15 protein-coding genes and 1 pseudogene are annotated in these 16,943 nt (G+C 59.4%); 3 read left to right on the top strand and 13 right to left on the bottom strand.

Going from position 1 to position 16,943, the window contains the following annotated elements; all coding sequences use genetic code 11:
* Positions 1-9 precede the first annotated feature (9 nt).
* The 7 genes from JCM15831_RS01195 to JCM15831_RS23790 form a co-directional block, all read right to left on the bottom strand.
* Positions 10-1,188 (bottom strand): glycosyltransferase, encoded by a 1,179-nt coding sequence (locus tag JCM15831_RS01195; protein WP_156938679.1) that lies wholly within the window; start codon positions 1,186-1,188, stop codon positions 10-12.
* A gap of 157 nt (positions 1,189-1,345) precedes the next feature.
* The gene (locus JCM15831_RS01190) at positions 1,346-1,669 is read right to left on the bottom strand and encodes a hypothetical protein (protein ID WP_025822124.1); all 324 of its coding nucleotides are present in this window, start codon (positions 1,667-1,669) and stop codon (positions 1,346-1,348) included.
* Between the two features lie 78 nt (positions 1,670-1,747).
* Positions 1,748-3,619, bottom strand: a complete 1,872-nt coding sequence (locus JCM15831_RS01185; RefSeq protein WP_025822122.1) for a potassium transporter Kup — start codon at positions 3,617-3,619, stop codon at positions 1,748-1,750.
* Positions 3,620-3,646: 27 nt separating this feature from the next.
* Complete coding sequence (locus JCM15831_RS01180) at positions 3,647-3,862, bottom strand: hypothetical protein (protein ID WP_156938678.1); 216 nt, start codon at positions 3,860-3,862, stop codon at positions 3,647-3,649.
* 63 nt (positions 3,863-3,925) lie between these two features.
* A complete protein-coding gene (locus tag JCM15831_RS01175; protein ID WP_025822118.1) occupies positions 3,926-5,356 on the bottom strand; it encodes an ATP-binding protein in 1,431 nt (476 codons plus the stop codon).
* Between the two features lie 31 nt (positions 5,357-5,387).
* Positions 5,388-6,479: a TIGR03862 family flavoprotein gene (locus JCM15831_RS15655; RefSeq protein WP_373277593.1), complete on the bottom strand. Its 1,092-nt coding sequence runs from the start codon at positions 6,477-6,479 to the stop codon at positions 5,388-5,390.
* The gene (locus JCM15831_RS23790) at positions 6,479-6,610 is read right to left on the bottom strand and encodes an NAD(P)-binding protein (RefSeq protein WP_373277592.1); all 132 of its coding nucleotides are present in this window, start codon (positions 6,608-6,610) and stop codon (positions 6,479-6,481) included. The genes JCM15831_RS15655 and JCM15831_RS23790 overlap by 1 nt, the downstream gene beginning before the upstream one ends.
* 182 nt (positions 6,611-6,792) lie before the next feature.
* On the opposite strand from JCM15831_RS23790, the gene JCM15831_RS23180 reads away from it, so the two are divergent.
* The 3 genes from JCM15831_RS23180 to JCM15831_RS01160 are packed head-to-tail and all read left to right on the top strand — an operon-like array spanning position 6,793 to position 9,383.
* Positions 6,793-6,990, top strand: a complete 198-nt coding sequence (locus tag JCM15831_RS23180; RefSeq protein ID WP_051528225.1) for a hypothetical protein — start codon at positions 6,793-6,795, stop codon at positions 6,988-6,990.
* A complete protein-coding gene (locus tag JCM15831_RS23175; protein WP_051528224.1) occupies positions 6,975-8,276 on the top strand; it encodes a mannitol dehydrogenase family protein in 1,302 nt (433 codons plus the stop codon). Before JCM15831_RS23180 ends, JCM15831_RS23175 begins: the two co-directional genes overlap by 16 nt.
* Positions 8,277-8,327: 51 nt before the next feature.
* On the top strand, positions 8,328-9,383 hold the full coding sequence (locus JCM15831_RS01160) for a redoxin domain-containing protein (RefSeq protein ID WP_025822117.1): 1,056 nt from the start codon (positions 8,328-8,330) through the stop codon (positions 9,381-9,383).
* 46 nt (positions 9,384-9,429) lie between these two features.
* Here JCM15831_RS01160 and JCM15831_RS15645 read toward each other — a convergent pair.
* The 6 genes and pseudogenes from JCM15831_RS15645 to JCM15831_RS01130 all read right to left on the bottom strand — a co-directional run bounded on the left by JCM15831_RS15645 (position 9,430) and on the right by JCM15831_RS01130 (position 16,900).
* A pseudogene (locus JCM15831_RS15645) lies at positions 9,430-11,631 on the bottom strand (TonB-dependent receptor).
* 423 nt (positions 11,632-12,054) lie between these two features.
* Entirely contained in the window at positions 12,055-12,915 is an 861-nt protein-coding gene (gene nadC, locus JCM15831_RS01150) for a carboxylating nicotinate-nucleotide diphosphorylase (RefSeq protein ID WP_025822116.1), read from the bottom strand.
* Complete coding sequence (locus tag JCM15831_RS01145; protein WP_198024208.1) at positions 12,912-14,408, bottom strand: L-aspartate oxidase; 1,497 nt, start codon at positions 14,406-14,408, stop codon at positions 12,912-12,914. Before JCM15831_RS01145 ends, nadC begins: the two co-directional genes overlap by 4 nt.
* Before the next feature lie 7 nt (positions 14,409-14,415).
* Entirely contained in the window at positions 14,416-15,393 is a 978-nt protein-coding gene (gene nadA / locus JCM15831_RS01140; RefSeq protein WP_373277594.1) for a quinolinate synthase NadA, read from the bottom strand.
* Positions 15,394-15,533: 140 nt separating this feature from the next.
* Complete coding sequence (locus JCM15831_RS01135; protein WP_035773548.1) at positions 15,534-16,421, bottom strand: NUDIX hydrolase; 888 nt, start codon at positions 16,419-16,421, stop codon at positions 15,534-15,536.
* Complete coding sequence (locus tag JCM15831_RS01130; RefSeq protein ID WP_025822109.1) at positions 16,418-16,900, bottom strand: NADH-quinone oxidoreductase subunit B family protein; 483 nt, start codon at positions 16,898-16,900, stop codon at positions 16,418-16,420. The genes JCM15831_RS01135 and JCM15831_RS01130 overlap by 4 nt, the downstream gene beginning before the upstream one ends.
* Positions 16,901-16,943: the final 43 nt, after the last annotated feature.

The following is a 16,943-nucleotide window of genomic DNA, read 5'->3' as shown; positions in this document are numbered from 1 at the left end:
TCGTGTTTGTCAAAGGGCTGCACGCAGAACAGGCTGCCTCCAGGCACGAGAACCTGTTTCGCGCTGCATCAGCGCAAGAAAAACCTCGCCCCCGTGCGACACATGGAAAGGGGCGACGAGCCGGGCCAGCTCCGCACCCTCGGGCGGTGTCTCGGCCAGAAGAGCCGACAAGGCCTCTGCCAGAGCCGCCTCATCCCTGGTCGGCACAATGAGACCAGTCAGGGGGCTCGTCATCAGACTCTCTACGGCGGGAGAGCACCGGGTTGAAACGACCTGACGCCCGGCAGCAAGCGCTTCGAGAAGCACCGCACCGAAACTCTCGCAATGTGACGAGAGAACGAAGAGACGCGCCTGATCGAGAAAAGGGCGAATACTGGGAACGTAACCGGTAAAAGTGACCCTTCCGCTGAGATCGAGCGCGCTGACTAACGCCTCAAGCGTGCTGCGCTCCGGCCCATCTCCGCAGATCGTCAGACTGGCGTCGGGGTCGGCGCTCGCGACACCGCGAAACGCTTTGATGAGCAGGTCAAAACCCTTGATCCGCACGAGGCGCCCCGCCGCAAGGATGGTTTTGCAGCCATCCGGCACGGGGCTGCGTCGTCCCTCGTCCCACAAGGCAGGAAGCGGCACAACTTCGACCCGAGCGCATCCGACAATGTCGCGCGTTTCACGCGCAAGAGTATCACTCAGCGTGGTGATGGTGTCCGCCTGCTTCAGCAGCCAGCGCATCCGCCAGTCGTACACCCGCTGAGCCAGACGCGAGCGATTGGCGCGGCATACGGGCGAACTTACCTGAGCAACAATCCGGGGGGCACATGCAGGGGGAAGCGTTTTCAGCAACGGCACGACCGGCCAGTGGCTATTCCCCGGAATGTAACAGGCATCGACGGGTTTATTACAAAAGACCCGACGCGCGCCAAATGCCAGAGACCAGGCAAGACGCTTGTCCCCTAGCCTCGGCTTCAGTCCCAGATCGACAATCCTGATCGAGCGATCAACCAATGCTGACAAGGGGCCCTCGAGGCGTCCAACCACCAGCGTGACCTCAATCCCCCGCGAGGACCAGTAATTGGCGAGGCCAATCGCGACACGTTCACTCCCGCCAAGTCGGAAGTCACGCAGAACAACACCGATAGAGCCTGGGGCGGGTCGAAACGACTGCCTTTCAGCAAGAGAAATGACAGACATGAAAGACAGCCGATCTGACTCGTGATGAGAGATCTGCACCGCTTGTCATAGTTTGACACGAGATACAATGTGTTACATCGATCTTTGCCAAATCTTAAGATTTGGCCCTCACCGACCGAGGTCAGGTGAGGACATTTCAGTCAGAGACAGGGTGGCCTTAGTCTTTCGAGGCGGAGTCCGATTTACCCGGTTGAGTGGAATGCTCGACGTCGTATGCCGTCGCTTTCTCTTCATAGCTGCCCTTCGCGCCCGGATGCTCCTTGTCGTAGAGCGCAGCCTTTTCACGGGCTTCCTTGCGGTATTCGTGACGCTTGTACATGCCTGTTGCACAACCGCCCATCGCACCGAGCACGCCATGCTTCACCAGATGACCGCCAACCGCACCCGCAGCCCCATATTTCAGACACCCGCCAGGCTCGGCATGGGCAAGCGGCGCGGCCAGAGCCATCGCGATCAAGGGAAGACCAAGAAGAAGACGCATGAGGAATTTCCTTAACAAGACATCCCTCCCCCATTCGGGAGGAAACGCCAGAGATACAATTATGCAACGACGCCGGAATCAGATCTCGACCTGATGTCCGATCTCGACCAGACGCTCACGAGGCAGGGTAAATCTGTCTGAAGCCCGCACCGCGTTACGATACAGGAAGCCGAACAGGATTCGGCGCGGCTCTACCATTTTGGGCTTCTTCAGGTCAGGAACGACGTCGTCATCACCGGCAAAGAAGACCACCTTGTCCAGATCGATCGTACAACCCTGCTCCTGCGCCTGACGGAGCACGTAATAAAGATTGGGGATCTCGACAAACCCGAAGGTCACATTGATCTGCCAGAGCCCTTCGCCCAGATCCTTCACTGTCATGCGCTCATCGGCAGGAATACGGGGCACGGTATCGAACTTCACGTTCAGCGCCACAACCTGCTCGGGCAGACACTGAAAATCGGCAACATGGCGCATGACGATTGGCGGCAGGGCGCTCTCGTAGCGAGAGAGGAAAACGGCAGCCCCCGGGGTGCGGATCAACTGTCCATCGCGCAGTTTCTGCCGCACCTTGTCTGTGCGCTCGCCCAGAGGCGCGAGCCCGGCACGGAGCAAGATCGTGCCGCGATGCCACGTCGTCATGATGACGTAGATCAGCAACCCGATCAGCAGAGGCACATAACCGCCCTTGTCGATCTTGAGCAGATTGGCGACAAAAAACGCGATATCGACCACGAAGAAGCAAAATGCGATGGGCAGAGCCTTCCAGAGGGCCCATTTCCAGCGCTCGCGCATAACATCGAAGATCAACAGCGTCGTCATGAGCATGGTGGTCGAAACCGCAGTGCCGTAGGCCCCTGACAACGCGTCAGAACTCTTGAAGCTGAAAGCAATGAGCAAGGTCACGACCATCAGCAGCCAGTTCACGACCGGAACATAAATCTGGCCGTACTCACTATCCGAAGTCTGGCGGATATTGAGGCTTGGAAACCAGCCAAGCTGCATCGCCTGACGCGTCAGGGTGAACGCCCCCGTGATAATGGCCTGGCTCGCAATAATTGTTGCAAAAGTCGCCAGCACGACCATCGGCAAAACCAGCCCGTGCGGCATGGTTGCGAAAAAGGGATTATCCTTGACCTGTGGATGACTGACCAGAAAGGCCGTCTGCCCCGCATAGCTCAGAATCAACATCGGCAGAACGATCGCGGCCAGAGCCAGACGGACGCTTGGACGTCCGACATGGCTCATATCAGCATAAAGCGCTTCTGCACCGGTGACGGACAAAAAGACCGCCCCCAGAATCACCAGACTATTGGCACCATGCTCATAGAGAAAATGCAGACCGTAGAACGGGTTCAGTCCAACGAGTACAGAAGGATCATGCAGGAGCGAACTTAGACCGATCCCGCCAAGAGCAAGAAACCAGAGCAGCATGATCGGGCCGAATACCGCGCTGATCCGCGCTGTACCCAGAGGCTGGATAGCAAAGATCGCAAACAGGATAACGGCGGCAACCGGCAGGATATAGGGTTGGAGGGATTTGGTGACGATCCCGATCCCTTCTACCGCACTCAGAACCGAAATAGCCGGTGTGATCGCGCCATCGCCATAGAGCAGAGCGGCACCGAAAAGACCCGCAGCAGCAAGCAACGTGCCCTTCGTGTACCAATGTTTGCCGAAGGATCGACCAACCAGCGAGAAGAGCGCAAGAATGCCACCTTCGCCCTTGTTATCGGCGCGCATGACAAGCGTCGCATATTTGAGCGCGACCACCGTTATCATGGTCCAGACCAGAAGGGAGAACCCACCTAGAAGCGTGGTTCTGTCGGTAGACCCCGTGTCGCTCAGGACGGTCTGCAGGGTGTAAAGCGGACTGGTGCCGATATCACCAAAAACGATACCAAGGGCTGCCAAAGCTCCGGGCAGCACCTTCCTGTGTTCTTCGGCCATACGGCTCCCCGTTAAACTGCCGGGCCCTCATTCATGATGACGGGCGTCGGCATTCAGAAGTTTGACGTCAATGATCATCGCGCCTGAAAAAAACATGGGCTTGACGAGATGCTTGATGACGTGATGTCCATCGCCCCCCTGAATCTGCACCGGCACCGTAATATCGTAGCCGGAGAGCCGGGCGTCGTAGGTGGCATCGGGACCATTAAGCGCGACCAGAGCAATCAGTTCATCGTTTGTCATAATTTCTTCCAAACCAGCAGAGACTGCCATGCAACGACAAGCCCTGCTGGCCGGTTGCAGTCCTCAGCTGGTCTGCCAGCCATGCCCGATAAAGGCGATGCGCCGACCCGCTGGCATATCCTGAACGACAATGATCTGACGCTCTTCGAGATAGGCAAGTTGACGGCGTGCACGGCCTAGTGAATGGGTGCCATAAGCCTCGGCGATCGCCTCGTCACCTGGGCAGGAGGCGCCATCGAGAGCCGCGCGCGCGAGAAGCAGCACAACACCCTGAACGTCTTCCGGCACCGCACGGGCGATCTCCAGCGCCTGCTCCCAGCTCTCTTCCCGCGTCTGCTCGAATGTCGAACCCGAACGCACGCTTGCAAGCAACAGACGAAATGCCGCCAGATCAAGCACGTCGCGGTCAAGCCTCTCGATACGCGCTCTGAGCTGGAAATCCTGGTAGAGCGTTGCCAGCGGACGATAGGCCGAGTCAGTCTCTGCAACGACGGCCTCTGTCAGACGCCAGAGAAGGTCGGGAGCCGCTTCGACGGAAGCAATAACGTCCTCCACCGGAGCAGCCGCCGAATAGGCATCGAGCTGAGCGAGAAGATCGGGCGCTGGTGCCCGGCGCTCTCTTGGCCGAGGAGCCGCTTCAACCACGGGCTCGAGGATCAGGCTGTAATTGTCTTCCGCAGGACGTGCTTCGAACGGGGTCAGGAGCGGCCCATTGGCATGGCTTGCTGTCTCGACCGAACCGATCGACACCATCAGCGGCCTGCGGCTTAAGGCAGGGCCGAGCGCCATGAACTGCCCGCGCGCCAGATCGCGAAATCCTTCTGCCGTCCGCCGCTCCATTCCCAGAAGATCGGCCGCACGCAGCATGTCGATATCGAGAAACGTGCGCCCCATAAGAAAATTCGAGGCTTCGGCTGCAACATTCTTGGCGAGCTTTGCCAGTCTCTGTGTCGCAATCACACCGGCAAGGCCGCGCTTTCGACCACGGCACATCAGATTGGTCATGGCCCCCAGAGAGAGACGACGGGCCTCATCAGACGTATCGCCGCCTGCGACCGGGGCAAAAAGCTGCGCTTCGTCCACCACCACAAGCACCGGGTACCAATGAGCACGCGGTGCTTCGAACATCCCGTTCAGGAATGAGCCGGCAGCGCGCAGCTGCATCTCGGCCTCGACCGATTCCAGATTGAGCACCACAGATGCCCTATGGGCACGAGCCCGCTCGCCAGCCGCTCTCAGCGTAGCCTCTGTCTGCTCTGACGCATCGATCACCAGATGGCCGTATTTCTCGGCGAGCGTAACGAAATCACCTTCGGGATCGATGATGACCTGCTGAATGAGAGTGGCTGTCTGCTCCAGAAGACGACGCAAAAGATGCGACTTCCCCGAGCCCGAATTTCCCTGAACGAGCAGGCGGGTTGCAAGGAGTTCTGTCAGGTCTAGCTGGACATCCGCGCCGTCTCGGCCACGGCCCATGGTGATGGATACGCTCATGGGGTGTCCCTAGCGCACCTTGCCCCCAAAGTCAGCCATTACCCGGCTGATCGCTGCCCTTGACCAGCCAAGCCCTGACCCCGTCCGCTGCGGCGCGCCCGGTCGCGAAACAGGCCTGAAGCAGATACCCGCCTGTCGGAGCCTCCCAGTCCAGCATTTCGCCCGCCACAAACACGCCAGGACGGTGTTTCAGCATCAGGCCATGATCGAGCGCATCGTATCGGATACCGCCTGCCGTCGAGATGGCACGAGCCAGTGAGTCCGGTGCGGTCAGGATAACGGAACAGGCCTTGATCTCCCGCACAAGCTCTTGCGGGGTCACATTGGGCGCTGTGTTCTCTCGCAGGAGCCATCGTGCGGCGGGAGAGAGCCCCAGACGACGCAATCTGTTGGACTGACTCTCCCGCGCACGAAAGCTCTCGAGCCTTGTGAGCAGCGCGTCAGGCGTCACGCCCGGACGCAGATCGATCGAAATCTCCAGCCGCCCGTCCCGAAGCAGCGCCTCGCGCCAGCAGGCCGATAAGCGATAGACCGGCGCGCCCTCGATCCCCTGCCGAGTGATCGTGACATCACCCCGAGCCTTCTGACCCGCGCCACTCAGCGTGACCGAATGCAGCACCTCACCCTGAAACTGCTCATGAAAGGCGGGAGAGAGCGCTGTCAGAAAACCACAATTAGCGGGTCTGAGCCGCGCAACAGCGTCGGGCGGCACGAAGCCGGCCCAGTCACCATCGCTCCCAAGACGCGGCCATGACGCGCCGCCCAACGCCAGCACAACAGCATCGGCACGGATCTCTCTCTCGCCTTCTGTCGTCAGAAAACGAAGCGCCCCTGCCTCACTCCAGCCCAGCCACCGATGACGCAGCGCAAAGCGCACCTTCTGGACAGATAGCCGCGCAAGCCAGGCGCGCAGCAAGGGAGAAGCCTTCATGGCCTGAGGAAAAACGCGGCCACTTGTGCCGGTAAAGCAGGGCTGCCCCAGTTCCTCCGCCCAGTGACGAAGCGCCTGAGGCGGGAACCGACGCACCAAAGGCGCGAGCCACGCCGTAGCCTCTCCGTATCGAGACAGAAAACTGTCGAGATCCTCTGCATGGGTCAGATTCAGACCACTCCGACCTGCCATCAGAAACTTGCGCGCCGGCTGGGCATCTGATCGTAGACAACGACATCGTGCCCTTCAGCGGAGAGGCTCTCTGCTGCGGCAAGACCGGCGGGCCCGGCGCCGATCACGGCGATGGTTTGGGGTGACTGCATGACGCAGAGTTAAGCCTCTTCACCAAATAGTGCCAGAAGACTTGGCTTTTAGGCCTTGAGCCTCCGAGGGGAACCGCCACATCTCCCCGCGCGCTGCACTTCACACCTCCTGTTCCGATGGAGCCCGCTCCTCGGACCCTCGTTTCTCCCTCTCCAAGCCTTGTGATCCTTCAGGACAGCCCATGATCGCTCTCTCCTCAAAAACTCTCTCGACCCTCCCTGCCAGCGTCGAGGTTTTTGCCTATGATCGCGCCTCCCTGAAAGCCGGGATCGTTCATCTGAGCGTCGGGAATTTTCATCGCGCCCATCAATGCTGGTATGTGGACCGGCTTCTGGAGCACCCTGGCAATGAAGGCTGGGCCTTTTGCGGCGTCGGCTGATCGACGATGCAACCGAGCGTCTCAAGCTCGAGGCATTTCCCGCTCAGGACAATCTCTACACCCTGACGCGCTATGCCCCGGATGGCAGCAAACGCCATCAGGTGATCGGCTCGATGCTCGATTATCTGTTCGCTCCGGCTGACCCGCAGGCCGTACTGGCACGCATGTCTAATCCTGAGACCCGCATCGTCTCGATGACGATCACCGAGGGTGGCTATAATCAGGATCATGCAACAGGCGAGTACCGCCTGGACAATGCGCTCACCAGGCGCGAGCTCGCCAATCCTGGCCAGCCCGAATCCGCGTTCGGCTATATCGTGGAGGCGCTGCGCCTGCGCCGTGCTGCCGGCATTGCGCCGTTTACGGTCATGTCCTGCGATAATCTGCGCGACAACGGCGTGGTGACGAAGCGCTCCGTTCTGAGCCACGCCCGCGCCCTCGACCCCGCCCTTGCAGAATGGATCGAGAAGGAAGTGACCTTCCCCAGCTCGATGGTCGATCGCATCACGCCAGCCGTTCTGAAAGAGGACGCCGATCACGTGAACGCCGAATGTGGCGTCCATGACCGGCTTCCTGTCATTTCTGAAGAATTCGCTCAATGGGTGATCGAAGATCGCTTCGTCAACGGACGACCCGCGCTGGAAAAAGTTGGCGCCCAGATCGTCCCCGACGTGCACCCCTACGAGCTGGCCAAGGTGCGGATGCTCAACGCGTCGCATTCGGTGCTCGCCTATCCCGGTCAGCTCGCCGGGCTCGAGACCGTACGCGACGCCATCACCGACAAACAAATCGGTGCCCTCGTCGAACGCTTCATGAGCTGCGATGTCATTCCTCATCTCAGCGCACCGGCAGACATGCCCCTTCCCGCTTATCGCGACCTGATTATTGCGCGCTTCAGCAACCCCGATGTCGGCGACCGTCTGGCTCGTATCACGGGCGATGGTGGCAGCAAATTACCGGTCTTCCTCGCGCCGAGCTGGAACAAGCTCGTCGCCTCGGGCGGTCAGCTCGATCGGATGATTTTCGTTCTGGCCTGCTTCATCCGTTATCTGCGCGGACGTACCGATCAGGGAGAGATATTCACGCCTTTCGAGCCGTCCATCAGCCCGGATCAACGCGTGCTGGCAAAGAATTGGGACACGGTCTTTTCAATGATCGTGTTCGAGAGCTTCACCCTCAGTGACGACCATCGTCGTGAGATTCGTGAAATGGCGGAAAGCTTGGAACAGCGTGGCACGAGCGTCGTTCTAGCTGAACTCCTCGCGGCAGAGCCTGCCGGAGCCTGATGGGTTCGGGCCGGGGCTAAGACTGCCGCCTTCCTCTTTCAAGGCGCTTCCATGTCCCTGCGGCACTCGTTTTTGCGATATTCCGGTCTCACCGTTTCTCTCGCGCTTTTGGCTACAGCCCCTCTCGGGGCGAGCGAGGCGCGAGCAACCCCTCTTGCTTCGCTTTCCGGCGCAACGTCGTGGCTGAATACGACCCCGCTCTCTGCTGACGCTCTCAAGGGTAAGGTGGTTCTGGTCGATTTCTGGACCTATTCCTGTATCAACTGTCTGCGCGAGCTGCCCTATGTCGAAGCATGGGCCACCAAATACAAACCTTACGGACTGGTCATCATTGGCGTTCACGCGCCGGAATTCGCGTTCGAGAAGAATGTCGATAACATCAAGAAGGCCCTCGATCGTTTCCACATCACCTTCCCTGTTGCGGTCGATAACGACCGTGCCATCTGGAACGGCTTTAACAACGAATACTGGCCAGCTGCCTATTTTATCGGTGGGGATGGAAAGGTGCAGACGCATCATTTCGGCGAAGGCGATTACGATCGCTCCGAGCATCTGATCCAGTCCATGCTCCGTGAGAACGGGGCCCAGAACCTGCCGGACGATCTTGTTCATCCCACGGGCACCGGAGAACAGGCCGAGACCGATCTATCTGCCAATCTCAGCCCTGAAACCTATATCGGCTACTCACGCGCGGCGCATTTCATCTCGACAGGCGGTGCCATTCAGGACGCGCCGAACGAGTATGTCATTGAGACGAAGCCGCTATTGAGTGACTGGGGCCTTACCGGAAACTGGACGGTCGGGCCGGAATCGGCGCGCCTCAACAAGGCGAATGGATCCATTACTTACCGCTTCCATGCGCGGGACCTGCATCTGGTGATGGGCTCCACCCAGAGCAACACCCCTGTGTCCTTCAAGGTGACGATCGATGGTCATCCGCCCGGAGATATGCATGGCACTGATTGCGACGCAAACGGCGTCGGCACGGTGACCGGCCAGCGGCTCTATCAGCTCGTGCGTCAGTCCAGCTACTCGGTAGACGACCATGTCTTCAAGATCGAATTCATAAGCCCTGGCGTCGAGGCCTTCTCCTTCACCTTCGGCTGAGATCAGGACGTTTCAGGGGGCACGAAGGCCCCCTGAAACGCGTAACTCAGAAGCTGGTGGAGACCGTGCCCGTCATCGTAAACCGGGCGGCGGTCATGAAGGAATTTCCATACCCGGTATAGGATTAAGGCTCCCGCTATAGACCGTGCTCGGGTCCTTGGCGCTGTAGATCGCGCCCATGGCGCCCGTACGAACGATCGATCCCGTAACATTGGCGAAATTCAGCTTGATCGTCGGCGATTGCGCAAAGCGACCGGTTTGAAACGATAGCCCAGTGAGATCGTATTGGTCACAAATCCCGGCATGCGCTGGTCGCCTGCCACGCTGACCGATTGCGGACCGGTATAATGCAGGCTCGCATTGCCGAAAAAGCCCGCATATTTGTAGGTCAGGCCGAAATTGGCGAGGACGCGCGGCGCCATGATCGCCTGCGTCCCCTTCGAATTCAGCATCGTATTGGTGTACGGATCGAGCACATTGCTGTCCTGCACAGCATGCAGATACTCGACCGATGCATAGGGGCTGAAACCGTGGATCGGCCGCGCCGAAATCATCGCGTCAAACCCGCGCATATGCTGATTACCGATCGAGAACGGCCTGAACTGGTTCATGCCGAGATACTGGTTCACGATGCGGTTGGTCACATTATAGTTGAAGAACGAGGCATCGAGAATGATGTGCTCATCGTGGTAGCGATAACCGAGTTCTTCCTTGATCGAATACTGATTTTTCGGGATGGGCATGCTGGTATAGAGCCACCCCAGATCGACCGCGCTCGGCTGACGATAATCGCCTTCGGCATTCATGTAGATCTGGCTGTGCTCATCGATCGTGTACCCGACCGAAAGCTGCGGCAGCGGCTCGGTACGATTGACGACCATGCGCCCGTAGAGATCCTTGTTCCACGTATTGGCCATAACGAACTTGAACCCGGCCTGGATATCCAGCCTGTCGTTCAGATATTTCGCGTGGTCTTCGATAAACAGGCTGTGGATCTCGGTTCCGGCATTCTGCTGATCGCCAGCAGCAATCTGGTACGCAGCCCAGTTCGGGCTCGGAGCCGCCCCGTTCTCCATCGTATAACTGGTCGGGTAGGATTGCGCAGTATAGTTGTTTTCGTACCAGTAGCCGACCGCGACATGATTATGGCGATCGATATCGTAACCGAGCTTGGCAACAGCCCCTCTACGCTCGGTCGCCCCCTGCAGAAAGTAGCTTGTCACATTGCGCACGCTGCCATCGGCCTGAGTCGCCGTTCCGCCGGGAGACGCATCCCAACCACGACCGAGATTGTAATAAGCCTGCAGGTCGAACACAAAGCGATGCGGCAGGACGATGTGGATCGGCGCCGATATAAAACCTGATTCCAGTAATCGGTATTGTTCTTCCAGTAGTTGATATTGCTGGAATCCGCTGACCGGCCGTAGCCCTGCCCGGTATGCTTGTAGCGGTAAAACTGCTGCGCCGTCGGATAGTTATCAATCGTGAAATCTTCCCAGTTCCACGAGACAAAGGTCTTTGCGTAAGAGCCGTTTTCCCACAGCTTGTTAAGCCCGAAATCGATATGCCGGCGATCATTGATGCCCGCGCCCATCCAGCTGCGCGTATGGGTATTCGAAAACGAGAAATAACCATGCACGCCGGTATGTCCGATCTCTCCGGTATCGAGACGAATAAATTCGCGCGAGAGATTATTCGTGCCGTAAGAGAAATCGACCAGCCCGCCAAATTTCTTCGCAGGCGTATGGGTCTGTTCATTCATGGTGCCGCCCGCTGCCGACATCACAGGCAGCGCCGTCTCGGAACTTCCGGGCGTCAGGGAAACGGATTCCAGATTTTCCGTATCGACATTTTCCGTGATGTATTTCGCCGCAGCCGCCGGTGCGCCATCGACGAGAAGCGCCATGTCCAGATCGGTCAGACCACGGGCCTGAATCTGGCCCCCCTGCATCCCGTAAGGATCCGGCGTGCTGATACTGACACTCGGCAGATTCTGGATAAGGTCGAGCGCCGTGCTCGAGGGATTGCGCATCGAGATATATTCATGATCGACCGTCTGCACGGTCCGTGGCGCGCGTTCGATCCGCATCATGCCTCCACCGCCATTCAAAGCCTGACGGGAGGTCGTGACAGAGATTTCCTCTTCACCCTTTGCCTCGACAGGCTTGGCGCTTTTGTGAGGAGCGCCAACCGGATGTTTCTTGCCGGGCTGGGCCTGAGCCGCGAGGGCTGAGCCGGAAAACGTCATGATCGACACGAGGCTTGTCGACATCATCAGACGGGCAAGAGCCATAAAGCGTGGCGAGGTGACTCCTGACGTCATGCGGGATCCTATCTTTACGAATTCTGATACGCTTTCAGTCGCTCCCGAACGTTACCAGCCAAGCTGTCTGCCGCCCGTCGAGCGTGAACTGAGAGCGCCCATTCGTATACAAGACGAAATGATCTCGCAACGAATCATTTCCGTTATGAATATCTCCTATTTCGATAAATCATGTTGAGTGATCGATCGATCCGATCAGCCTTTCTCAGCGAAAGGGACATGGCCCGCTCTCTCGGTGGGGAGAGCCAGAAGCATGTCGGGGCCGGGATAGAAATCACCTGACCGCCTTGCGACCATAGGCTTTATCACCTCACTCCGGGCGTATCCCCCGCAGAGTGAGGCAGCATGTCACAGATCGATGTCGAGCCCGATATCGAGCGCCTTGACACTATGGGTCAGCCAGCCGAGCGACAAAACGTCCACACCCGTTGCGGCAATGGCAGGCGCCGTTTCTGGCGTAATCCCGCCAGAGGCTTCGGTCACGGCACGCCCATCGACCAGCTCCACGGCCTGGCGCAACAAGGCAGGTGCCATGTTATCGAGAAGATAGGCATCGGCGCCGCCACCAGACATGGCTTCCTTGAGCTGTTCGAGCGTATCCACCTCGAGTGCGACCGCCATCAAATGCCCTGCTCGGCTCCTCGCAGCACGGAGCGCTGCCTCCACGCCACCGCAAAGCGCGATATGATTATCCTTGATCAGAATTGCATCATCGAGGCGATACCGATGATTGCTTCCGCCTCCGGCTTTGACCGCATATTTCTGGATGGCGCGCAGTCCGGGCAGGGTTTTGCGCGTACAGCAGATCCGCGCTTTCGTGCCCTGCACCGCATCGACAACCTGCCGCGTCGCCGTCGCGATCCCACTCAGATGCGAGAGAAGATTGAGGGCTGTACGCTCTCCGCCCAGAATGGTCTCGGCATACCCCTCGACCTCAGCGAGGATATCGCGTGGCACGATCCGGCTGCCGTCGTCCTTGAAGAGGGTAAACTCCACCTGCGGCTCGAGCAGGGAAAACGCCAGACGCACAGCGCTCATGCCGGCCACCACACCTTCGTGACGTGCGCGAAAGACTGCTCGTAATCGCTGACCGGGACGGGCAATCGCCTGGGTTGTGGCATCACCCCCCACGCCAAAATCCTCGACAAGCCCTGCCCGAACGATCGGCTCCCACATCAGATCGGGGAGAGGTGAAACAAGTGACGTCATGCGCAGACAGTGCTCCGTTCCTGAAGGCCGATATCTTTCAAGGTGAAATGGTAACGTCCGACCGCAGAGGGCTCCTGACAATCGAGACGCCAGTGGCTCCCCCGGCTTTCGCGACGACGCAGGGCAGCGGCGGCGATCGCTGCGCCAACCAGAGCGTGATCGTCGCGCTCGGCCAGCGGTGCGAGACTGGCCAGCAATGCTTCGATCCCGTCATGATCGCGCAAAATCCCGGCGCCCCGGTCCATGCGCTGACCGAAACTGGCGGCACCCAGACGCGCGGGACGAGACGGATTCTGGCAGGAATGGCGCTCGCGTGGCGCGTTATTGACGTCCCATGCGACCGCTCGCCCCATGACGAAGGCTTCGAGCAGAGAATTACTGGCCAGTCTGTTGGCCCCGTGCAGCCCGGTGCAGGCCACTTCGCCACAGGCCCAAAGCCCGGTGAGGCTGGTGCGCCCATGCAGATCTGTCGCGACACCGCCCATATGGTAATGCACCGCCGGGCGCACCGGGATCGGCTCCCGATCCGGATCGATACCAAAGCTTCGGCAGGACCGTGCAATTCCGGGAAACTGACGCGAAAAGAGCTGTCTCAAGCCCTTCCCCGCCCTGCCGCTTCGCGCATCGAGAAAGACGCGATGTCCGTCCAGACGATGTCGGGCAATCGCGCGAGAGACCCGGTCCCGCGATTGAAGCTCCTCGGTGAAACGCCCCCCCGTTTCATCCACCAGCACCGCACCCGCACCGCGCACGGCCTCGCTGATCAGAGGCGCGCGTCCTCCTCCCGTCTCGACATCGAGCGCGGTCGGGTGAAACTGGACGAATTCCATATCGGCCAGTCTGGCGCCCGCGCGAGCCGCCGCTGCGAGTCCTCGTCCCGTATTGCTCCCGGGGCTCGTTGCCACGGCATAAAGCGCCCCGGCTCCCCCGCTCGCCAGAATACAGAAATTTGTCGGAATGAACTGCCCTGTGTTGAGCCAGACGCCGCGTATCTCTCCCTCAACCTCATGAAGGTGATCCAGCGTCACCCCTTCGAGCACGACAATACGCGGCAGCGCTTTTACACGGGCGATGAGGGCCTGCATGATTCCGGCACCACTGCTATCCCCTCTCACATGGGCGATGCGCGCACGAGAATGCGCGGCTTCCAGGTGCAGATCAAGGGCGTCTTCTCCCTTGCGGTCGAACGCCACCCCCCATTCGAGCAGGGTCGCCAGAGCAGAGGGACCTGCTGCAATGATCTCTTCGACGGCTTTGGCATCGCACAGCCCGTCACCTGCATCGAGCGTGTCTTTTATATGCAACGAGACGTCATCATCGTGACCGACAGCTGCCGCTAGCCCGCCTTGTGCCAACATGCTGGCAGCCTCGTCCCCAAGAGGGGTCGGGCTTAACACAACACAGGGACGATCGAGGTGAAGCGCCGCCGTGAGCCCGGCCAGACCGGCCCCTGCGATTACCGGCCAGCCAGCAAAACGGGTCAGCGTCATCATGGGCGCCTCAGATCGCCAGCATGCGTTCGACTGCACGCCGCGCCTGCGGAAAGAGAGCATCAGGAATGGTCACTTCCTCCCCCATCGTCTCCAGCGCGCGCCGGATGGCTGGCAGTGTGATGCGCTTCATATGCGGGCAGAGATTGCAGGGCCTGACGAAGTCGACCGCCGGGTTCAGAGCGGCAAGATTATCGCTCATGGAGCATTCGGTCACGAGCAGCACTTTCTTTGGCTGCTTCACGGCAACAAACTCCATCATCCCAGCAGTCGACCCTGCATAATCGGCTTCCGCCACCACGTTGGGGGGGCATTCAGGATGAGCGAGCACCACCACACCCGGATGCATACGTCGATATTGGCGGATCTCCAGCGGCGTGAAGCGTTCATGCACTTCGCAATGACCGGGCCAGGTCAGCATCTCGATGCCGGTTTCATTCTGGATATTCTGCGCCAGAAACTCATCCGGAATCATGATGACACGCGGCACACCGAGGCTCTCAACGACTTTCTTTGCATTGCCTGACGTACAGCAGATATCGGTTTCCGCTTTAACGGCCACCGAGCTGTTCACATAGGTCACGACCGGAACGCCCGGATAGGTCGCCTTGAGCGCACGCACATTTTCAGCCGTGATCGATTCCGCCAGAGAACACCCGGCCATGGAGTCGGGAATAAGCACCGTTTTCTCGGGGTTCATCAACTTGGCGGTCTCAGCCATAAAATGAACGCCTGCCATCACGATGACCTGCTCTTCGGCACGCTGAGCCTCACGCGCCAGCGCCAGACTGTCACCACGGATATCGGAGATGCAGTGGAAGATTTCCGGTGTCTGATAATTATGGGCGAGAATCACGGCATTGCGCTCGCGCTTGAGCCGCAGAATTGCCCTGATATCGTCAGCAAAATTCTGCTCCCAGTCCTCGCGCGTCATCAGGCGGGAAACGGGCTCGAAAAGCTCATCGCTGCGATCTCTGACGAGGGTCATCTGATCCATGAAGATCCACTCCGCTCATTTATACTCTCATTGAGCATAATAGGGGTAAAGCTGTTACGCCAGTCAACACTGGAATGAGGCGTCCGATTAGCAAAGCCACATTCCTGTGATCCCCGCGGCGCCGTTCGGCTTCAGACCGATCGTGCGATGGGCAGTTTGGAGCCCATCAAGTGACGCGTCCCGATCACCGTCCCTTTGAAGCGATAAAGACGCGCAGGACGACCCTGCGCCTGCATCTCGGCCTTCCCAGTCTCCTCGACCAGATCCTGCGCGAGAATGAGCCGACGGAAATTCTGTTTGTGCAGGGGGCTGCCCGCAATGGCTTCGACCGTGCGTTGCAATTGCCACAGGGTGAAGGTCTCGGGCATGAGTTCGAACACAACAGGTCGGTAGCGTATCTTGGCGCGCAACCGGGCCAAAGCTGTCGCCAGAATACGCCGACGGTCCGAAGGCATCGACCGACCGGGCGCCAGCCAGGAACCTGGCTGCTGCGACTCAGGGAGTAGACCCGCTTCCCAGAGCAGCTCATAGCGATGCAGAACCAGCTCATCGCTCCAGGGCTGTCCATCCAGACCGAAAGTCTCCGCACATCGCCACAGACGGGCAGCATCTCCCTTGGCCCACACCGTCAACGCACGGGCAATTTCGGACAGCAGAGGATCGGCACCGTGCTCACGCCGGTTTTCCCACGGAAAATACTCATAAAGGCCACGCCAGCCCTGCTGCGCCTCTTCGAGACGGGTCAGGCCCATATACGAAATACGGATCAGACGTGGATGATCCTGCACGCCTGTCTCAAGCCCTGCCGTTTCGGCAAAGGTATAGAGCTGCTCGATATGACCCAACCGGCACTGGGTCTGCTGCTCAACCCACAGCCTCATGCCACGCTGCAAAGAACGATGCCGGGTCTCGAGAGGCCCTGAGGGCAGGTTACGGCCCTGATCGAGGGTCAGAACGAGCGGCACCTCATCCTGCACGGCAATCAGCACGGCCACCAGTTCCGACTGGATCTCGTTCATGCAGAGACCACGCGCCCGGTTGTCAACAGCAAAAGCCCCCGCAGGATTTCAGCCGGAGAAGGAGGACATCCGCGCAAGGCAACATCGCATTGCCTGACGCCCGCCAGATCTGCCTCGAGGATCCCTCCAAGCACGGCATAATTGCTGGCGAAAGGCCCCTGTCCCAAGGCGCAGTCTCCGATTGCAACAACTCCTTTCGGCGATGGCATGGCCGCCCAGCGCGCCCGAAAGGCCGGAACCATGGCACGGGTGATGACACCCACGACAAAAAGGAGCTCGGCATCATGAGGCGTCTCGACAAAACGGATATCGTGACGCGCCAGGTCGTAGGCCGCCCCCTGAAGGGCCATGGTTTCGACAAGACACCCATCGCATCCCCCACCGGCAACCAGATGCAACGTCAAGGGACGCGGTGCCGGTGGGAGGGCACTGCGGGGCCGCCAGCGATGGGCGTCCAGGAGTGCACGCAGGAAGATCATTCAAGGGTCCGCTCAGGTAATGGAGACCAAGATATGGCCCCAA

Source organism: Asaia astilbis JCM 15831 (genome assembly GCF_000613845.1).
GTDB lineage: Bacteria > Pseudomonadota > Alphaproteobacteria > Acetobacterales > Acetobacteraceae > Asaia > Asaia astilbis.
Note: the sequence above shows the minus strand (reverse complement) of the source record. Positions and strands in the feature narration are given on the sequence as shown.